A 16,318-nucleotide genomic window follows, 5' to 3' on the forward strand; every position below is an offset into this window, starting at 1 on the left:
TCAGTCGGCGGAAAAAAGATGATATAATAGACGCGTATGCGAACAGTAAGAAGTGAAAAACTGGCAGAGCCGCCGAAGACTGAGAGCGGAAGATTGGGTGATGGAGTTGGATGCGCTAGACGTATTGATGAACAAAGAACGGATCATGGTATACTTTCAGCCGATACTGAGTGCAGATAAGCTGGAAATTTCTGCGTATGAAGTACTCGGCCGCTTCGGGAACGATAACGGGACTGCCGAAACGCTGGAAGACTGCTTTCGGGACCCGAACGTGCCGTGGGAATATAAGCAGGAAATCGACCGTGCCGTGCACCAGGCTGCCCTGGAGACATTTGTAGCCGGGGAGCGGAGAGACATGATCTTTTTGAACGTGGATGCGGCCACCATTCTGGGGGACGGGGGAGACGGCCTGGTCGAATTTCTACTCGGGTACGAAGAAAGGGGCATAGCCCCGACCTCAATCTGCCTGGAGCTGAAGGCGACGGATTTCCAGCAGGACCTCTCCCGCCTGAAGCATTTTATGCAGTATGCCCAGAGCGCCAGGCTGTCGATTGCGATTGACAATCTCGGCAAGGAAGCGATTCATCTGGAGCAGATTGCCTATTTAAAGCCTAATGTGCTGAAGGTGGACGTGACGTTTTCTGAAAATTTTGCAGTGCCGAGCATTTACCGGGACGTACTGCATTCGTTATCGACGCTGTCGAGAAAGATTGGGGCTTCGCTTTTATTTGAAAAAATCGAGTCGTTTAATCAGCTGAACTATGCCTGGCGCAACGGCGCCCGGTACTACCAGGGATTTTATCTCGACAAGCCGAAAGAGACGTTCATTGAAAAGGATCAGTTTCAGGAACGGATGAAAAAAGATATTCACCATTTCATTGATGTGGAACGCAAAAAAATTGAAGCTCAGATTCAGCTTACCGCCGAGCTGAACAAGCGGCTGAATGCCCGGCTCAAGCACGTGGATGTGATGGAAGACATTGACGGATGGACGCTGAAAACCGCCGAGTCGCTCGAGGAAATGAGCTTTCGGGTGTATGTGTGCGACGGGGAAGGATATCAGCTTTCCGGAAACGCCTCGCGCCAGAACGGCGAGGCGTGGGAATACCGGACCGAGGAGCGCAACCGCAACTGGAGCTGGCGCCCGTATTTCCTTGAAAACATTGTACGCATGAATTTTGAACAGCGGGGAATTCTGTCCGATATGTATACGGATTTTCACAGCGATGAAATGATCCGTACGTATTCCCATCCGATTACGGAGGATCTGTACGTGTTTGTGGACATTCCTTACGCGTTTTTGTATGAAAAAGATTATCTGCTGTAAACAGCGCCGGCTTCTCCTGCTGTGGGGGGAGCGGCGTTTTTACATAAAAAGGAGCGCGGTAACAGTGCAGCGGCCAAGTCTTGATATGTATCAATGGAACAACGACACGGTCCGGAGCTTTTTCTCCCGGCATACGTTTTCGCAGGCAGCGGTCGCCGGCGGTCTGGAAGAGGTGCGGGCCATGCCGGGGCTGGGTGAAGAGGAGCAGAAGGACCTACAGCGGCTGAAGGCGAAAAATAGCGCATCGGCATACCATGTCCTCGTCTGCGGCCATTTTTCTGCCGGCAAAAGCACGCTTATCAACCAGCTGCTGCACGGAGAATGGCTGCCGGCCCACCCGGTACCGACGAGTGCAAATATCGTTTCATTTACAACCGGCAGCACTGTCTCCTACGAGGTTACCACCGGCGGCCAGACAGCCGCTGTACCTCCGGAGGACTGGACGAACACCTGGATGATGGCCAGAGAGACTGAGCGGGTGGAGGTGAAGCATCCGGATCTACCGCTGCCGCCGGGAGTGACGCTTTTTGACACGCCGGGTATCGATTCCACCGAAGCCGCTCATCAGCGGGCGGCGAAGTCGGAATGGATGATAGCGGATGAACTGTTTTATGTCACCGATTACCAGCAGGTGGAGTCGGAAGAAAATTTTTTATTTCTGCAGCAGTTGAACGAGCAGTACGTCCGCCCGTCGCTGATCGTCAACCAGGTGGATAAGCATGAAGAGGAAGAGCTTTCATTTCAGGCTTACCAGGACCGGATCCGTCAGAGCCTGGACCGGAGGCAGATCGAGTACGGGGCTATTTTCTTTGTGTCTGCTCTTTATCCAGAACGGACCGCTGAATCCTGGAAAACCCTGCGGGAAAAAATGCTTCCGGAAGATTCCGGGGAGCGGAAGGAGCATATCCGCCAGACATGCGCCTCGAGGTCTTATTATATCACTGTGTCCCATTTGCGGAGTCGTCTTGCCGCCGTAGAGCCGGACGGAGACGTGCAGCACATCTGGGAGATGTTTTCCACACCGGGATTCCTGTATGACGCACTCGAGGCCGATCAGGAAGCTGCCGGACAGTTCAGGCACTGGGAAACGAAGGCGGAAAAAGCGATGCGCCGGACCATTCTTGATGCCTTTGCCCGGGCCAAGCTGATGCCTTATCACACCCGGGCAGCCGTGCATGCGTATCTGGAATCCCGTCTTGTCACCTTTCGTGTGAAAAGCTGGCTGGGGACGCAAAAAACAGCAAGAGTGCGTAAGGAACGCGAAGCACGGGTGATGGAAGAGCTGAATGAAAACATTAAAAATGAACTCGAAAATCATTTAAAACGTGATATGAAGCAGACGGCCGAACAATACGCCGGCAGAGATCCGGAAGTGGAAGCTGCTATTGAGGCCATGGAGGTGCGCGCAGACGCCGCGATGCTCGAGGAAGCGGAAAACAAAGGGGCACGTCTCACCGAGGCCTATGCGAGAACCTACTGCCGCACGCTGGAGGAAAAAATGCAGACGGCCTACCGCCGGCAGCTCGCAGACTGGATGCCGCTGTTTTTGGAGAAGGTCCGTGCCCATAAGGAGACGGAAGCTCATCGGCAGGAAACAAAAACGGCAGCCCATCGAAAGGCATGGGAGGCTTATGAAGCGTGGCGAAAAGAATTTTACCGGGTGAAAGAACTGCTGGAGGCCTTGCAGCAGCGGTGGGCCCAGGAGGCCGTTCCACTGGCGCAGCCGTCAGAGCGGGAGCCAGTCACGCAGGCTGTGGCTTCTTCGACGGGGGAAGAAGTCTATTCGGTGCAGGAATGGTACCGGGATTACCTGGACAGTGCCGGTGGGGAGCGGGAAACCCGCCCGGACCCGGAGGAAGCGGCAGATAAGTGGCAGAAGCTGGCCCGGCTCATACAGCCGTATGCACCACTTGAAGGGTTTGCCCGGCGGCTTGATGCCCGGGCCCAGCGGCTTCGGGAGCAGGCGTTCCGCGTTTCTTTTTTCGGCGGGTTCAGCGCCGGGAAATCCACCGTGGCCAATGCCATGGCCGGAGAAACAGTACTGCCGGTGTCGGCAAATCCGACCACAGCAGCCATTACTCATATCAAAGCGCCGGACAGCCGGCACCCGGACCGGAGCGCGGTGATTTACTATAAACAGCAGGCCGACGTCCTGCAGGACATGAATGACCTGCTCGCTCCGTTCGAGGTGCGCCTTTCGCATGTGACGGAATGGAGCAGCCGGTACGCCGCCTATGAAGAAGAGCTGCAGGAGCGTTCGGAGAAAGCAGAAAAGCAGAAACGGACGGAACTCGAGCAGCAGCATCTGGAGCCGCTTGCGTTCGACGCCATGCGGGAGGAAGAAAAAAGGATGCTTGATCAGTACGTGTCGTCCTATAAAAAGCAAGAGAGCAGTGCCGGCCGACCGGAAACGGTTTCCCTGGAAGCTTTTCAGCAGGCCGCGGGTGCCGAAGAGGCCGCCATGATGATCGAGCGGGCGGATGTTTATCTTTCTACGAGGTGGACCGGCAGAGGGATGGAGGTCGTCGATACGCCCGGTATACATTCTGTGTATCAGCGGCACGCGGACATTTCGTTTCAGGAAATGAAGCGGGCGGACGCTATTTTGTTTTTATCGTATTACAACCATGCGTTTTCCCGCGGGGACAAAGCGTTTTTGGAACAGCTGGCTGCGGTGAACCAGACATTTTCCTATGATAAGCTCATTTTTTTAGTTAATGCAGCGGATCTGGCTGCCGGCAGGCGGGAGCTCGAGGAGGTTCTCCGGTACGTCCGGGAGGAGCTGGCCGCGATTGGCATTCACGACCCACTTGTTTTGCCCATTTCCGGGAAAGTATCGCTTCAGGACAAAATGGCTGGCGGCCTGGAAGGATTCGAGGCCGTATTTGAGCAGTTTCTTTCCGCTACGCTTGAAACGACCGTGATGAAAGAGGGCAGCCGGGAAGCTGCGGAGGTCCTGGACTATGTGGAACGGACACGGGCGGAGGCAGGGCGGACGGATGCCGAACAGGAGCAGGAAAGGCAAAGCGACATCGCGCGGCTGGAGCAGTTCACCGCGCAGGACAAATGGACGGAATCATGGAAGCGCATCGAAAAGCGGCTTTCGGAGGAAACGGAGGAGTTGTTTTTTTACGTGCGCCAGCGCCTGTTTTATTATTACCGGGAGGAATTTCAGTTTTGGTTTTCGCGGGCTTACTTTCACGAGCAGTCGTCGTTTCGCTCCCAGCTTCGCCGGAAAACGACAGAGGCGGTCCAGCAGGTGCTGCAGCGCTTCATACAGGAAACAAGGATTACCTCCGCCCGGATTGAGCAGTGGATGCACCGTACCATGAACGAAGAAGAGCAGTATTGGAGAAAGCAGCTTCCGGACTCTTTCCGTTACGTATTTTCGGGGGAGCAGACGGCTTTTCCACCAATCGAATTCTCCCCGCCGGAGGTGCCGGCGATCGCAGAAGCAGTTGAAGGCGAGTGGAAGACGCTGACCCACTATGATTTTTTCATGAAGGGGCAGAACAAGGTGTACCGTGAAGTGCTGGAGCAACAGCTGCGTCCCGTGGTGGAACAAGAGCTGCAGACCGTAAAAAAAGACGTCTATGCATGGGCTGAGGCATCCGCACGGGGCCGGTGGGAGCAGCGCACCGCTGAGTGGGAGGCGGCTTCCCGACGGCAGGCGGAGTGGCTCAGACAGGAAAAAACGGGAGAAACCGAACGGGAATGGGCCCAGCTTGAAGCAGAGGTCCGGAGGCTGGTTGGACAGAGAGAGTAAGTGTGTTATACTACAATTACTCTGTAAGATAAAGGATGGGGACATGAACGGAACAAATATTTTTTTAGACGACGTCCGACAGTCTCCGGATAATCACGTATTAGTGAAAACAGCTGAAGAATGTATGCGATTACTGCAAAACACGGCTGATGTCAGCCATCTGTCGCTTGACCACGATTTGGGAACAAAGTATTTTAATGGTTTTTCCGTCGTGCTGTATTTACTTGAAAAACAAATTATACCTTCAAAGATTACTATACACTCAGCCAATGCAGTCGGCGGTAAACGGATGTACCGGAGACTGATGGAAGCACGCAAGTCCGGGGAACTTCCTGAACGAGTGAAGATTCTGCACCGGCCGCTTCCATTGAATGCCTAAAAAGGAGCCTTTCAGGGCTTCTTTTTTTTATACTGGGAAAAGCTTTGCTATAATGGACAGAATCAAAGGAGGCACAAGCTATGCAGATAAACGTAACGGACCGGGCAGCGGAAGCTATCCGCCGCCTCGGGGACAACCAGACAATCACGATTGCCTATGAATTCACGGGCGGGTGCCAGGGGCTTCAGGAATTCCAGCTGCACGCTTCACCTGGAACCTCGCCGGAAGTCCGGGCAGCCGATGAAGATACCCTGCACCTGATCGAGCCATCGCCGGTGCTCGACTATCATCCCACGCTTAAATGGATGCTGAAAAACAAAAATCAGACAATCGCAAACAATATTCATTTGTATGAACACACCGAAGCGTAAGGAGGCCAGACGATGGAGCGTTTAGTGGAGATGAAAAATGTCAGCATACGAACCAACGGCCGGGTCCGGCTTGACGACGTCTCGTTTACGGTCAATCAAGGCGAGCACCGGGCGCTTCTCGGCTTAAACGGCTCCGGCAAAACCACACTCCTGCAGGCAATTTTAGGGCAGGTGTGGGCAACTGAAGGAGAAGTGCACACCTGGTTTGGCCGTCACGGCAGGGTGAACATGCAGAACCTCCGCCGGGAAATTGGCATCGTCAGCAATGCCCTGGATGATCAGTACCAGCACCGTGCTGGGGAAACCGCCTTTAATGTCGCGTTAAGCGGTTATTTTGCGAGCATCGGTATTTATGAGCAGGCACCGGAAGAAATCACAGCACGGGCAGAGAATGCGCTGCACACGTTTGGGGTTTCACAGTACAGGGACGTGCCGTATGCAGCGCTCTCGCAGGGGGAGAAGCGCCGGGTGATGCTTGCGCGGGCCTGGACAACAGGAGCGAAGCTGCTGCTGCTTGACGAGCCGTGCACCGGGCTTGATGTAAAGGGAAGAGAAGAACTGATCGAAGGGCTTGAAGCGTCGCTGAAGCATCCCGATGCGCCGACCGTGCTGTATGTAACTCATCATCTCGAAGAACTGCCGGGAGCTGTGGAAGCCGCAACAATTATGAAAAACGGCCGGGTGCAGGCGGATGGAAAGAAACAAAACGTCCTGACGGATCGCGAAGTTTCAACTGCATTTGACGTGAACGGAAGCATTCAATGGCATGAGCAGCGGCCATGGTTTATTACCGGTGGAGCGACAACACGCCGGTAACCGGACATAGCTGTTCGGTTAATAATAAAAATTTCAATTACCGTATTTATTATTAAAATGAAAAAACACAATTATAAAGAGCAGAAAAATCACTAAAAAAGAAGCCCTTTCTGATAAGAGAAAGGGCCCTGGAACATTTTATGCCTCGAACGATGCCACGATTTTTCCTCGTGTGTGACCATCCTGCATATCTTTTAACGCATCCGGAATCTCACTGAAGCTGACGGTCCGGCTTACGGAAGGCTTCACCTTTCCCTGGGAAGCCAGTTCTCCCAGCTCCCGGGCGATAAAACCGAGATCTTTAATTTGCGCTTCGTCATCGGAACGGTACACAAATCCAAGCGCCACTTCATGAATCGAAGGGGCGAGCGTTTTCGCTACGTAGTGGGAAAGATCCGGCCATGCCACAACAGCAATCAAATGACCGTTGAAGGCAAGATAATCCAGTGCTTCGGTAGCTGTTTGTTGTCCGACCAGATCAAGTACCACATCGACGCCGCGGCCGTCCGTCCATTTGTGTACTTCCTCCACCACATTTTCACTCCGGTAGTCCACCACATGATCGGCGCCCAGATCTTTAACATAGTCCGCATTTTCGCTCGAGCAGGTGGAAATGACCGTAAGGCCGAGATGCTTGGCAAGCTGGACTGCAAAGCTGCCGACACCGCCGGATCCGGCCTGAATCATGATCGTCTGTCCTGGACGGAGCGGGGCCTTCCGGTACAGCGACTGGTAGGCCGTAAAGCCGGCCGTTGGCATTGACGCGGCTTCCACATGCGTCAGGCCTTTCGGCACCGATGAAACCACATCCGCCCGGGTGGTGGTAAATTCAGCAAATCCGCCGTCTTTCGTCATATTTCCGTGATAATACACTTCATCTCCGACTGACCAATCGGTTACGTCCGCGCCGACTTCATCGATCACCCCGGACACGTCCAGTCCCGAAACATGAGGAAAAGACCACTCCGGTAGAGGGGACGCCATTAATTTATAATCGACCGGGTTTAAGCCCACAGCATGTACTTTAATGCGGAGCTCATGAGCTTCCGGCTCCGGCATGTCGATGTCTGCTTCCTTTAACTGGCCGGGGTCTCCGGCTTCATTTATCACAAGTGCTTTCATTCTATCAGCCTCCTGTCACTCCTATACCTTCCGCGTACGAGCCAAAAACATCTAAAAATAAAAACTCCTGACTGGATGCCTTTAATACCTGATGGCAGGGACCGATATATAAAGTAAAGAGACCAGGAGGGGAAATGGCATGTCCTTAGCAAGCGAAAAAAACATTTTATTAGAATCCGGGACGAATGAGCTCGAAATCGTTCTTTTTTCCGTCGGAAGCAGTCAATTCGGCATCAATGTGTTAAAGGTCCGCGAAATCATTCATCAGGTGGAGGTTACTCCCGTGCCCAACCATCACGAGCACGTCAAAGGAATTGTCCGGCTGCGCAATGAAGTGATTCCGGTGATCGACTTAAAAAAAGTGCTCCATCACGACGGGGCGGACGACGTCCGGCATGACAAATACATTATCGCCGAGCTGAATCAGGTGAAGGTAGCGTTTCATGTCGAAGAAGTATCCCGTATTCACCGTATCAGCTGGGAGGATATTGAAAAGCCCAATGCCCTGTCCCAGGGACTCGAAGCACGCTCCATCGGTATTGTAAAAATGGAGCACGCCATGGTCTTTCTGCTTGATTACGAAAAAATCATCAGCGACATTTCCCCGGACACCCTGTTTGACCAGCACCTGCCGTCGTACAGGCCGGACCGGGAAAACACGACCGTATTAATTGCAGAGGACTCGCCGGTGCTCAAGCATCTGATTGTCGATACACTCGCAGAAGCCGGCTACAAACAGCACCGCTCCTTTGAAAACGGCCGGGAAGCGTACGAGTATCTGGAGGAATTGCTGGCAGACGATGCCGCGGCAAACCTGCCGGATCTCGTCATTACAGACATTGAAATGCCGCAGATGGATGGCCATCATCTGACGAAAAAAATCAAGGACCATGAAAGCCTCCGCAGCCTTCCAGTCATTATCTTTTCCTCTCTGATTACCGCGGATTTGTTTCACAAAGGAGAAAAAGTCGGAGCCGATGCCCAGGTGAGCAAGCCCGAAATTAACACACTGGTAAAAACAATCGACGGCTGCATCCGCGCTGCTGCCGCCCGCTGAACCGTCGATAGAGCCTCTCTGCGATCAAGCAGAGGGGCTTTTTTTATAAAAAATTCGAAAAAATTAAGAAATAACCGTTGACTGTATTATAACAACGGTATATAATTTGAATTACATTATAACAACATTAACGAAAAGGAGCGATTTTAGGATGCGTCATTTCACAAGATCGAAAGAAGACCGTTATACCCCGGAAGAGGAAAATCAGACGATTCTCGATATGATTAATGACTATCACACCAACACTAAATAACGCTCACGTCCCGAAAAGGCTTCCCGCAGTAATAGGCGGGAAGCCTTTTCTGTGTTATAACAACAAAAACAGCCAGGATAGAAAAACAAACATACATTCGCTATAATGGGAATATGCTGAGGTGAGCAACCATGAAAAAACAATCCTTACAGGAGTTAATGCAGTGGATGAAAACTGACACGTCCATTGCGCCCAATATAGAATTCTGGCATACCGTGGAAGCACGGCCCGCTAAAACAGCGCCTTTCCCGGAACAGCTGCATGAGCGCCTCCGCGCCGGCCTTGTCGCCCGAGGCATCGATTCGCTGTATACCCATCAGCATTCCGCGTTTGAAGCAGCTTACGGACGCAAGGCCAATGTGGTCACCATTACGCCGACTGCCTCCGGGAAAACCTTGTGCTACAACCTTCCGGTGCTGCAGACGATCATGGACGAGCCGGAGGCACGCGCCCTGTATCTGTTTCCGACCAAAGCGCTTGCCCAGGACCAGAAAAGCGAAATCAATGAATTTATCGAGGAGATCGGCGCTTCCATCAACAGCTACACGTATGATGGGGATACACCGCCGACCATCCGGCAGTCGATCCGGCGCGCCGGCCATATTGTCATGACCAACCCGGACATGCTGCATTCGGCGATTCTTCCGCACCATACCAAATGGGTGTCGCTGTTTGAGCACCTGCGCTATATCGTGATTGACGAGATTCATACGTACCGCGGCGTATTCGGGAGCCACGTGGCGAACGTCCTGCGCCGGCTGCTGCGCATTGCCCGCTACTACGGGGCAGAGCCGACCTTTATCACGACCTCCGCAACGATCGCCAATCCGCGTGAGCTCGCCGAGACCCTTACCGAACAGCCCTTTGAGCTTGTGGACAACAACGGGGCACCGCAGGGGAAAAAGCATTTCGTGTTTTACAACCCGCCGGTCATTAACGAAGCGATGAATATCCGAAAAGGGGTCCTTTCGGAAGTTAACCGACTCGCCAATACGTTTCTCGAGCAGCACGTCCAGACCATTGTATTTACGAAGAGCCGGGTAATGGTGGAGGTCATTTTAAGTCATCTGCAGCATTTGAACAGCAGGCAGACCGGCCAGCAGAGCCTCGTGACCGGCTACCGCGGCGGCTATCTGCCCAACCAGCGGCGGGCTATTGAGGAAGGGCTCCGTTCCGGCGATATTATGGGCGTGATTTCCACCAACGCCCTCGAGCTTGGCGTCGACATCGGGCAGCTGCAGGTATGCATCATGTCCGGCTACCCGGGCTCGATTGCAAGTGCCTGGCAGCAAGCCGGGCGTGCGGGACGCCGCCAGTCGGAGTCGCTGATCGTCATGATCGCAAGCTCCAACCCGATCGACCAGTACATGATCCAGCATTCCGATTACTTTCTGGAGAAAAATCCGGAAACCGCGCGCATCCATCCCGATAACCTGATCATTCTCGTCGACCATGTGAAATGTGCCGCCTTTGAGCTCCCGTTCCGGGACGATGACACGTTCGGCGGGGTTGATGTAAACGACGTGCTCGAGTACCTGTCGGAGGAAAACGTCGTGCACCACCGGGGCTCCAAATGGTACTGGATGAGCGATGCGTTTCCGGCGCACGGCATCAGCCTGCGCTCGGCCTCGCAGGAAAACGTCGTCATCATCGACCAGACGGTGCCGTCCGCGTCCAAGGTGATCGGACAGATGGACCGCTTCAGCGCCATGACTCTGCTGCATGACGAAGCCATTTACATTCACCAGGGCGTGCAGTACCAGGTCATTTATCTGGACTGGGACGAAAAAAAAGCGTATGTGGAGGAGGTGCGGGTCGACTACTACACCGATGCCAACATGGCCGTCGAGCTGAAGGTGCTCGAAGAGGATAAAACGTCCGACTATCCGTCGTACCACGCCGGCTTTGGGGATGTGATGGTACACGCCAAGGTGACCATCTTTAAAAAAATCAAGCTGACGACATTTGAAAACATCGGCTCCGGAACCGTGCACCTGCCGGAGGAGGAGCTGCATACAAATGCCTGCTGGCTCCATTTTCCCGAAGATACCGTCCAGGAGTTTGGGCGCGACACGCTGGAGCAGGCGATGATGGGACTTGCGAATGTGCTCCGGCACACGGCGCCCGTCCGGGTCATGTGCGACCCGTCCGACATTCACGTGGTACCGCAGATGAAGGCGACCCATTCGGAGCAGCCGACTATCTTTTTATACGACCGCTATCCCGGGGGCGTCGGGCTGTCTTCCACCATTTTCACCGACCTGCCCGACGTGCTGGGCGACTGCGCCTCGTTGATTGAGGCCTGTCCGTGCCAGGACGGCTGCCCGTCCTGCATCGGGTCGGATATTATGCTGAGCGGAAACACGAAAGCGACCGTGCTCGCATTCATTCACCGGCTTCAGGCCGAACAGGAGGTGAGTACCGACCGTGAGCATGAAAAATAAACTTAAACGAATGAAAACGCATCTGCAGGAGGAAGCCCCTTCTGCGCCCGCTCCTACCGAAGAAAAAAAGGGGGAGGAGGGAGGGATTTTTCACCTCGATGAATGGGAAGCATTTGGCGCGGTGCCGAAGCATTATGACGGGGAAACGATTTTAAAACGAACCGTAACGTATCCGCTTGACTATATCCACGGCAGCGCCTCGTTTGGCGAGCTGTTTACCGTGTTTGACCGCTGGAAGGAGGAGCCCGCGTTTCATCCGCTGCACCCGGAGAACCGGCGGCCGGAGGACCTGCTGTTTTTTGATACCGAGACGACCGGGCTGAAAGGGGGGACCGGCACCACCATCTTCCTGCTTGGCGGCGCCCGGGTGTACGCGGACCGGGTCGAGGTGTCGCAGTACTTTCTCCCCGGGCCGGAGCACGAGGTGGCGCTGTATCATTATTTTCTAACCGAGTGCTATTCGGCGGAAAACCTGGTCACCTACAACGGCAAATCGTTTGACTGGCCGCAGGTGCAGACCCGTCATACCCTCGTGCGCAACCAGGTGCCGAAGCTTCCGGCCTTCGGCCACTTTGATCTTCTGCATGCGAGCCGGCGCCTGTTTGCCGAACGCCTGGAATCGTGCCGGCTGAGCGTGGTGGAGCGGGATATTCTCGGATTTGTCCGCCACGACGACACCCCGGGCTACCTCGCGCCGATGCTGTACTTTGACTACGTGAACGAAGGGCTTCCCGAGTTTGTGACCGGGATTATGGAGCATAACGAGCAGGATATTTTGTCACTGATCACGCTTTACATTGATATTTCCAAACGAATTCTCGCTGACGGTACAAGTGAAAAACAATCGCTTGCCGTCGCCAAGTGGTTTGATCAGCAGAAGGAGTGGACGAAAAGCGCCCAGCACTACACCGCAATGGTCGAAAGCGGGGACGAGAACGGCGAAACGATGCACCGCTACGGCGTCAATTTAAAGAAACAGCAGCGGCAGGCCGAAGCCATTCCCTGGTTTGAAAAGGTCTGGGAGCGCAACGAGGATTCGCGGTATACGCTTGAGGCTGGCGTGGAGCTTGCCAAATGGGAAGAGCACCAGGCGAAAAACCCCGAACGGGCGCTGTTGTACGCCGCAGGGGTCCAGAGCAAGGCCGAACGGGCAGGGATCACGCTTCCGGCCGGGCAGCAGGCGGACCTGCACAAACGGCTTGAGCGGCTGATGAACAAACGGGGGCGGACGTCTTGAGGCGGCTCGCAGCGACCGGGTACAAGCCGGCAGAGCTCGGCATCTTCAAAGACGACGCCCCAGAGATTGCCTACATCCGAAAAACGCTCGAAAAGCGGCTGCGGGCGCTGATTGAAGAGGGAAGCGAATGGCTGATTATTTCCGGGCAGCCCGGCGTGGAATGGTGGGCGGCTGAAGCATGGAACAGCTTACGGGAGGAGTATGACCATATTCAGCTCGCCGTGCTTGAGCCGTTTCTTGAACAGGACTCCATCTGGCCGGAGCACGTCCGCACCGCTTACGCGGAGCTGAAGCAGAGCGCAGACTACGTGGACGCGATTTCCAAGCGCCCGTACGTCAATCCGTCGCAGCTGAAGGCCAAAAACGACTTTATTATTTCCCATACGGACGCTCTTCTGATTTTGTATGACGAGGAACAGGAGGGCGTGCCCAGGTATATGCTTGCCTCCGCCGAACGACGGCAGGAGAGCGATCATTATCCGGTCTATACCATCGTGCCGGAAGACCTTGAGGAAACCGTGCGCGAGGAAGCGGAACGGGAGTGGGACGGGTAGTCCCGGGAAGGAAATTGACTTTTTTTATGTATTCTGAAAGAATATAAACAGATAAATACGCGGTTATCCGCCCGGCAGGTGCCGGCGGCCGCGAATGTATCATACAAATAAAGCAGAGGTGGTCCTTGCTGATGGAACAGACACAGTTATCTGCCAAAGACATTTTAGACAAAGATTTTAAAAACAGTGTCAAAGGCTACAACAAAGACGAAGTCGACCAATTTTTGGACATTATTATTCAGGATTATGAACGGTTCGAACAGAAAGTGCGCGAGCTCGAAGACCAGCTGAACCGCTCGCCGGAGCAGCGGACCGCCGCATCGCCGGAAGGGGATTCCCGCTACCAGCGCACCGTGACGTCGTCGACCTCCACCCGGTCCGAAAGCGGCGCCGGCAGTACGGACACCGCTTCGAACACCACCGCAGCCGAACCGGCCGCCGGGACAACCAATTACGATATTTTAAAACGGCTCTCGAACCTCGAAAAAGAAGTATTCGGCAAGAAACTATACGATTAAAGGCGGGGACGCGGGCATATGCGGACGATTCATATTGACGGAGCGAGCGCCGGACAGCCCGGGCCTTCCGGTATCGGCATATTTGTGAAGCACGATGACGGCAGCGTGGAGGAATTTTCCCGCCCGCTCGGCTGCCTGACCAACAACGAAGCGGAATTTGAAGCGTGTGTGCAGGCGTATGAGCTCTGCCGCGAGCGCGGCTGGCATTCGGCCTCGATCCGGACCGATTCGCAGCTTGTGAATGCGTCGGTGGAAAAGCGGTTTGTGAAACGAAAGCTTTATCAGCCGTATTTATCCAAAATTCTGCGCGCCGAAGAGGAGCTGCCCCTTTGTTTTCTCAAATGGGTGCCCTCCCGGGACAACCGCGCGGCTGACCGGCTGGCCAGACAGGCCGTGCTCGCTTCGGGCAAGACCGATCGCTGCTGATGCCCAGTTTCTTTGCTTGCTTCTTCTGCCCGGAACCGATATAATTGCACCTGGCCATAAAGAGCCGGGATTCGTTCAGGTAATCGCTGTATGTACCCATACAGAGGAAAGTCCATGCTCGCACAGCCTGAGATGGCTGTAGTGTTCGTGTCTGACGAAACCATAAGTCAGAGCAGCTTCGTTTCGGAGCTGACGGCGGGGAAACAGCCTGTGTCCGTCCGGATATGGCTGGAGTCCCCTGAACAGTGCCACAGTGACGTAGTCCGGCTGGAAACGGCCGGAGTGGAACGCGGTAAACCCCTCGAGCGAGAAACCCAAAATTAGGTAGGGGCGCCTTTCGGAAGAAATTCAACGGAACGAAAGGGCAGAACTTTTTCTGCAGATAGATGATTACCACCCGAGTGCAAGGTGAACAGCCGCTGGCAGCACAAGGGAACAGAACATGGCTTACACGAACGGTCCCGGCTTCTTGAAGCAAAACCCCTGGAGTATAATTCAGGGGTTTTTTTAGTAGATATGAACGGACCTTTACGTCCAAGGAGGAACCTATGACCCAACCAACATACACATTAATCGCTACGGCGACGATGGGCCTTGAAGCCCTGGTCGCCAAAGAAATCAAAGCGCTCGGCTACCGGCACCTGCGCACCGAAAACGGCCGGGTGGAATTTGAAGCCCCCGCTGAAGGCATTGCCCGGGCCAACCTGTGGCTCAGGACCGCCGGCCGGGTGAAAATCAAGATTGGAGCTTTTACCGCCGAAACGTTTGATGGGCTGTTCGAACAGACGAAGGCCCTTCCGTGGGAGCAGTTCCTGCCCGAAAATGCCGAGTTCCCCGTCAGCGGCCGATCGGTCAAATCCACGCTGTTCAGCGTGTCGGACTGTCAGGCGATCGTCAAAAAAGCCGTGGTGGAACGGCTCAAGCAGTCCTATGAGAGCGAATGGTTTCCGGAAAACGGATCGCTTTTTAAGCTCGAGGTGGCGCTGCATAAGGACGAAGCCGTGCTGTCGCTCGATACGTCCGGGGCCGGGCTGAACCAGCGCGGCTACCGGGAAACGCATGCCCAGGCGCCGCTCAAGGAAACGCTGGCAGCAGCCATGATTATGCTTGCCAACTGGCATCCGGACCGCCCGCTCGTCGATTTATTCTGCGGCTCGGGCACGATCCCCATTGAAGCTGCCATGATCGGCCAGAACATGGCCCCCGGCGTGAACCGCTCGTTTGCGAGCGAAACGTGGCCATGGGCCGAAGCCATGCAGTGGGAGGCGGCGCGCCAGGAAGCCGAGGACCTCATCCGCGACGAACAGCCGCTTATGATTACCGGCACCGATCTGAATCCGAAGGCCATCGAAGTTGCGGAGGAAAACGCCAAAGAAGCCGGCATGTACGGCCTGATCACGTTCAAGCAGATGGCGGCGCGGGACTTTAAGCCAAAGAGCGAGTACGGCGCCGTTATCAGTAATCCGCCGTACGGGGAAAGAATCGGGGAAATGGAAGAGGTGGAGGAAATGTACCGGGCGCTCGGCCGCATCGCCCGGGATACACCGACCTGGTCCTACTACGTGCTCACGTCCCATGAACGGTTTGAATCCCTGTTCGGCCGGCAGGCGACCAAACGGCGCAAGCTCTACAACGGCAACATCAAAACGGATTATTACCAGTACTGGGGGCCACGGCCGCCCCGCCCGTCCTAATTGTTCGGGTGATCAGTATCCCCGAGCCGGGGGTTGTCAAAATGGAGGTAGTCGATGGCCGGATGATAGCTGATGGTCATGCCGTCGAGGTACCACTGGTCCTGCGGTTCCACAAAAAAACGCAGACCGCCCGCTTCCGTCCAGTAACTGGCGGCGGACGGGTCCCCGGGCTCCACCCCGATGGAAAACCCGCCGGAACCCACACCGCCGATGCGGACAAACAGGCGTACAGCCGCCCCGTCGGCCAGGTCCATTTCCTGCTTGTAGTGGCGGCCTGCTTCTTCCGTAATTGTCATTTGCATACGTATCTTTCGCTCCCTTCCACTCTTTGTTATATCATGAAGGAGAGAGTCA

14 protein-coding genes and 1 other RNA gene are annotated in these 16,318 nt (G+C 54.7%); 13 read left to right on the forward strand and 2 right to left on the reverse strand.

The features are described 5' to 3' along the window. The first annotated feature begins 100 nt into the window (after window positions 1-100). The 5 genes from ACTRXH_RS04000 to ACTRXH_RS04020 all read left to right on the forward strand — a co-directional run bounded on the left by ACTRXH_RS04000 (window position 101) and on the right by ACTRXH_RS04020 (window position 6,659). On the forward strand, window positions 101-1,327 hold the full coding sequence (locus ACTRXH_RS04000; RefSeq protein WP_474280755.1) for an EAL domain-containing protein: 1,227 nt from the start codon (window positions 101-103) through the stop codon (window positions 1,325-1,327). Between the two features lie 64 nt (window positions 1,328-1,391). Then, window positions 1,392-5,093, forward strand: a complete 3,702-nt coding sequence (locus ACTRXH_RS04005; protein WP_474280694.1) for a dynamin family protein — start codon at window positions 1,392-1,394, stop codon at window positions 5,091-5,093. Window positions 5,094-5,136: 43 nt separating this feature from the next. Then, window positions 5,137-5,472, forward strand: coding sequence for a cyclic-phosphate processing receiver domain-containing protein (locus ACTRXH_RS04010; RefSeq protein WP_079476470.1), 336 nt, complete (start codon window positions 5,137-5,139; stop codon window positions 5,470-5,472). Window positions 5,473-5,552: 80 nt separating this feature from the next. Next, entirely contained in the window at window positions 5,553-5,843 is a 291-nt protein-coding gene (locus ACTRXH_RS04015) for an iron-sulfur cluster assembly accessory protein (RefSeq protein ID WP_474280696.1), read from the forward strand. Between the two features lie 12 nt (window positions 5,844-5,855). Next, window positions 5,856-6,659 (forward strand): ABC transporter ATP-binding protein, encoded by an 804-nt coding sequence (locus ACTRXH_RS04020; RefSeq protein WP_474280698.1) that lies wholly within the window; start codon window positions 5,856-5,858, stop codon window positions 6,657-6,659. Between the two features lie 138 nt (window positions 6,660-6,797). On the opposite strand, the gene ACTRXH_RS04025 is transcribed toward ACTRXH_RS04020, so the two are convergent. Further along, the gene (locus ACTRXH_RS04025; RefSeq protein ID WP_474279364.1) at window positions 6,798-7,781 is read right to left on the reverse strand and encodes a zinc-binding dehydrogenase; all 984 of its coding nucleotides are present in this window, start codon (window positions 7,779-7,781) and stop codon (window positions 6,798-6,800) included. Between the two features lie 139 nt (window positions 7,782-7,920). On the opposite strand from ACTRXH_RS04025, the gene ACTRXH_RS04030 reads away from it, so the two are divergent. The 8 genes from ACTRXH_RS04030 (at window position 7,921) to ACTRXH_RS04065 (ending at window position 15,964) form a co-directional block, all read left to right on the forward strand. Next, the gene (locus ACTRXH_RS04030) at window positions 7,921-8,838 is read left to right on the forward strand and encodes a chemotaxis protein (RefSeq protein ID WP_474279362.1); all 918 of its coding nucleotides are present in this window, start codon (window positions 7,921-7,923) and stop codon (window positions 8,836-8,838) included. A 384-nt stretch (window positions 8,839-9,222) separates the two neighbouring features. Next, window positions 9,223-11,535, forward strand: coding sequence for a DEAD/DEAH box helicase (locus ACTRXH_RS04035; protein ID WP_474279360.1), 2,313 nt, complete (start codon window positions 9,223-9,225; stop codon window positions 11,533-11,535). Further along, on the forward strand, window positions 11,525-12,772 hold the full coding sequence (locus ACTRXH_RS04040; protein ID WP_474279376.1) for a ribonuclease H-like domain-containing protein: 1,248 nt from the start codon (window positions 11,525-11,527) through the stop codon (window positions 12,770-12,772). Before ACTRXH_RS04035 ends, ACTRXH_RS04040 begins: the two co-directional genes overlap by 11 nt. Continuing rightward, a complete protein-coding gene (locus ACTRXH_RS04045; RefSeq protein WP_474263386.1) occupies window positions 12,769-13,326 on the forward strand; it encodes an SLOG family protein in 558 nt (185 codons plus the stop codon). The genes ACTRXH_RS04040 and ACTRXH_RS04045 overlap by 4 nt, the downstream gene beginning before the upstream one ends. A gap of 125 nt (window positions 13,327-13,451) precedes the next feature. Then, on the forward strand, window positions 13,452-13,844 hold the full coding sequence (gene gpsB / locus ACTRXH_RS04050) for a cell division regulator GpsB (protein WP_474263388.1): 393 nt from the start codon (window positions 13,452-13,454) through the stop codon (window positions 13,842-13,844). 18 nt (window positions 13,845-13,862) lie between these two features. After that, entirely contained in the window at window positions 13,863-14,270 is a 408-nt protein-coding gene (locus ACTRXH_RS04055; RefSeq protein WP_474263390.1) for a ribonuclease HI family protein, read from the forward strand. Between the two features lie 71 nt (window positions 14,271-14,341). Beyond that, an RNA gene (rnpB, locus tag ACTRXH_RS04060) (RNase P RNA component class B) lies at window positions 14,342-14,725 on the forward strand. A gap of 93 nt (window positions 14,726-14,818) precedes the next feature. Continuing rightward, window positions 14,819-15,964 (forward strand): THUMP domain-containing class I SAM-dependent RNA methyltransferase, encoded by a 1,146-nt coding sequence (locus ACTRXH_RS04065; RefSeq protein ID WP_474280700.1) that lies wholly within the window; start codon window positions 14,819-14,821, stop codon window positions 15,962-15,964. Here the strand turns inward: ACTRXH_RS04065 and ACTRXH_RS04070 are convergent. Continuing rightward, window positions 15,961-16,266, reverse strand: a complete 306-nt coding sequence (locus ACTRXH_RS04070; protein WP_474279356.1) for a HesB/YadR/YfhF family protein — start codon at window positions 16,264-16,266, stop codon at window positions 15,961-15,963. The genes ACTRXH_RS04065 and ACTRXH_RS04070 overlap by 4 nt on opposite strands. Between the last annotated feature and the right edge of the window lie 52 nt (window positions 16,267-16,318).

Source organism: Marinococcus sp. LNHM5E3-2.1 (assembly GCF_056034365.1).

Bases quoted from the DNA above. Each gene is read 5' to 3' on its own strand.
- ACTRXH_RS04000 (WP_474280755.1), top strand. From the start codon at position 101: ATGGAGTTGGATGCGCTAGACGTATTGATGAACAAAGAACGGATCATG.
- ACTRXH_RS04010 (WP_079476470.1), top strand. From the start codon at position 5,137: ATGAACGGAACAAATATTTTTTTAGACGACGTCCGACAGTCTCCGGAT.
- ACTRXH_RS04015 (WP_474280696.1), top strand. From the start codon at position 5,553: ATGCAGATAAACGTAACGGACCGGGCAGCGGAAGCTATCCGCCGCCTC.
- ACTRXH_RS04020 (WP_474280698.1), top strand. From the start codon at position 5,856: ATGGAGCGTTTAGTGGAGATGAAAAATGTCAGCATACGAACCAACGGC.
- ACTRXH_RS04025 (WP_474279364.1), bottom strand. From the start codon at position 7,781: ATGAAAGCACTTGTGATAAATGAAGCCGGAGACCCCGGCCAGTTAAAG.
- ACTRXH_RS04030 (WP_474279362.1), top strand. From the start codon at position 7,921: ATGTCCTTAGCAAGCGAAAAAAACATTTTATTAGAATCCGGGACGAAT.
- ACTRXH_RS04035 (WP_474279360.1), top strand. From the start codon at position 9,223: ATGAAAAAACAATCCTTACAGGAGTTAATGCAGTGGATGAAAACTGAC.
- ACTRXH_RS04040 (WP_474279376.1), top strand. From the start codon at position 11,525: ATGAAAAATAAACTTAAACGAATGAAAACGCATCTGCAGGAGGAAGCC.
- ACTRXH_RS04055 (WP_474263390.1), top strand. From the start codon at position 13,863: ATGCGGACGATTCATATTGACGGAGCGAGCGCCGGACAGCCCGGGCCT.
- ACTRXH_RS04065 (WP_474280700.1), top strand. From the start codon at position 14,819: ATGACCCAACCAACATACACATTAATCGCTACGGCGACGATGGGCCTT.
- ACTRXH_RS04070 (WP_474279356.1), bottom strand. From the start codon at position 16,266: ATGCAAATGACAATTACGGAAGAAGCAGGCCGCCACTACAAGCAGGAA.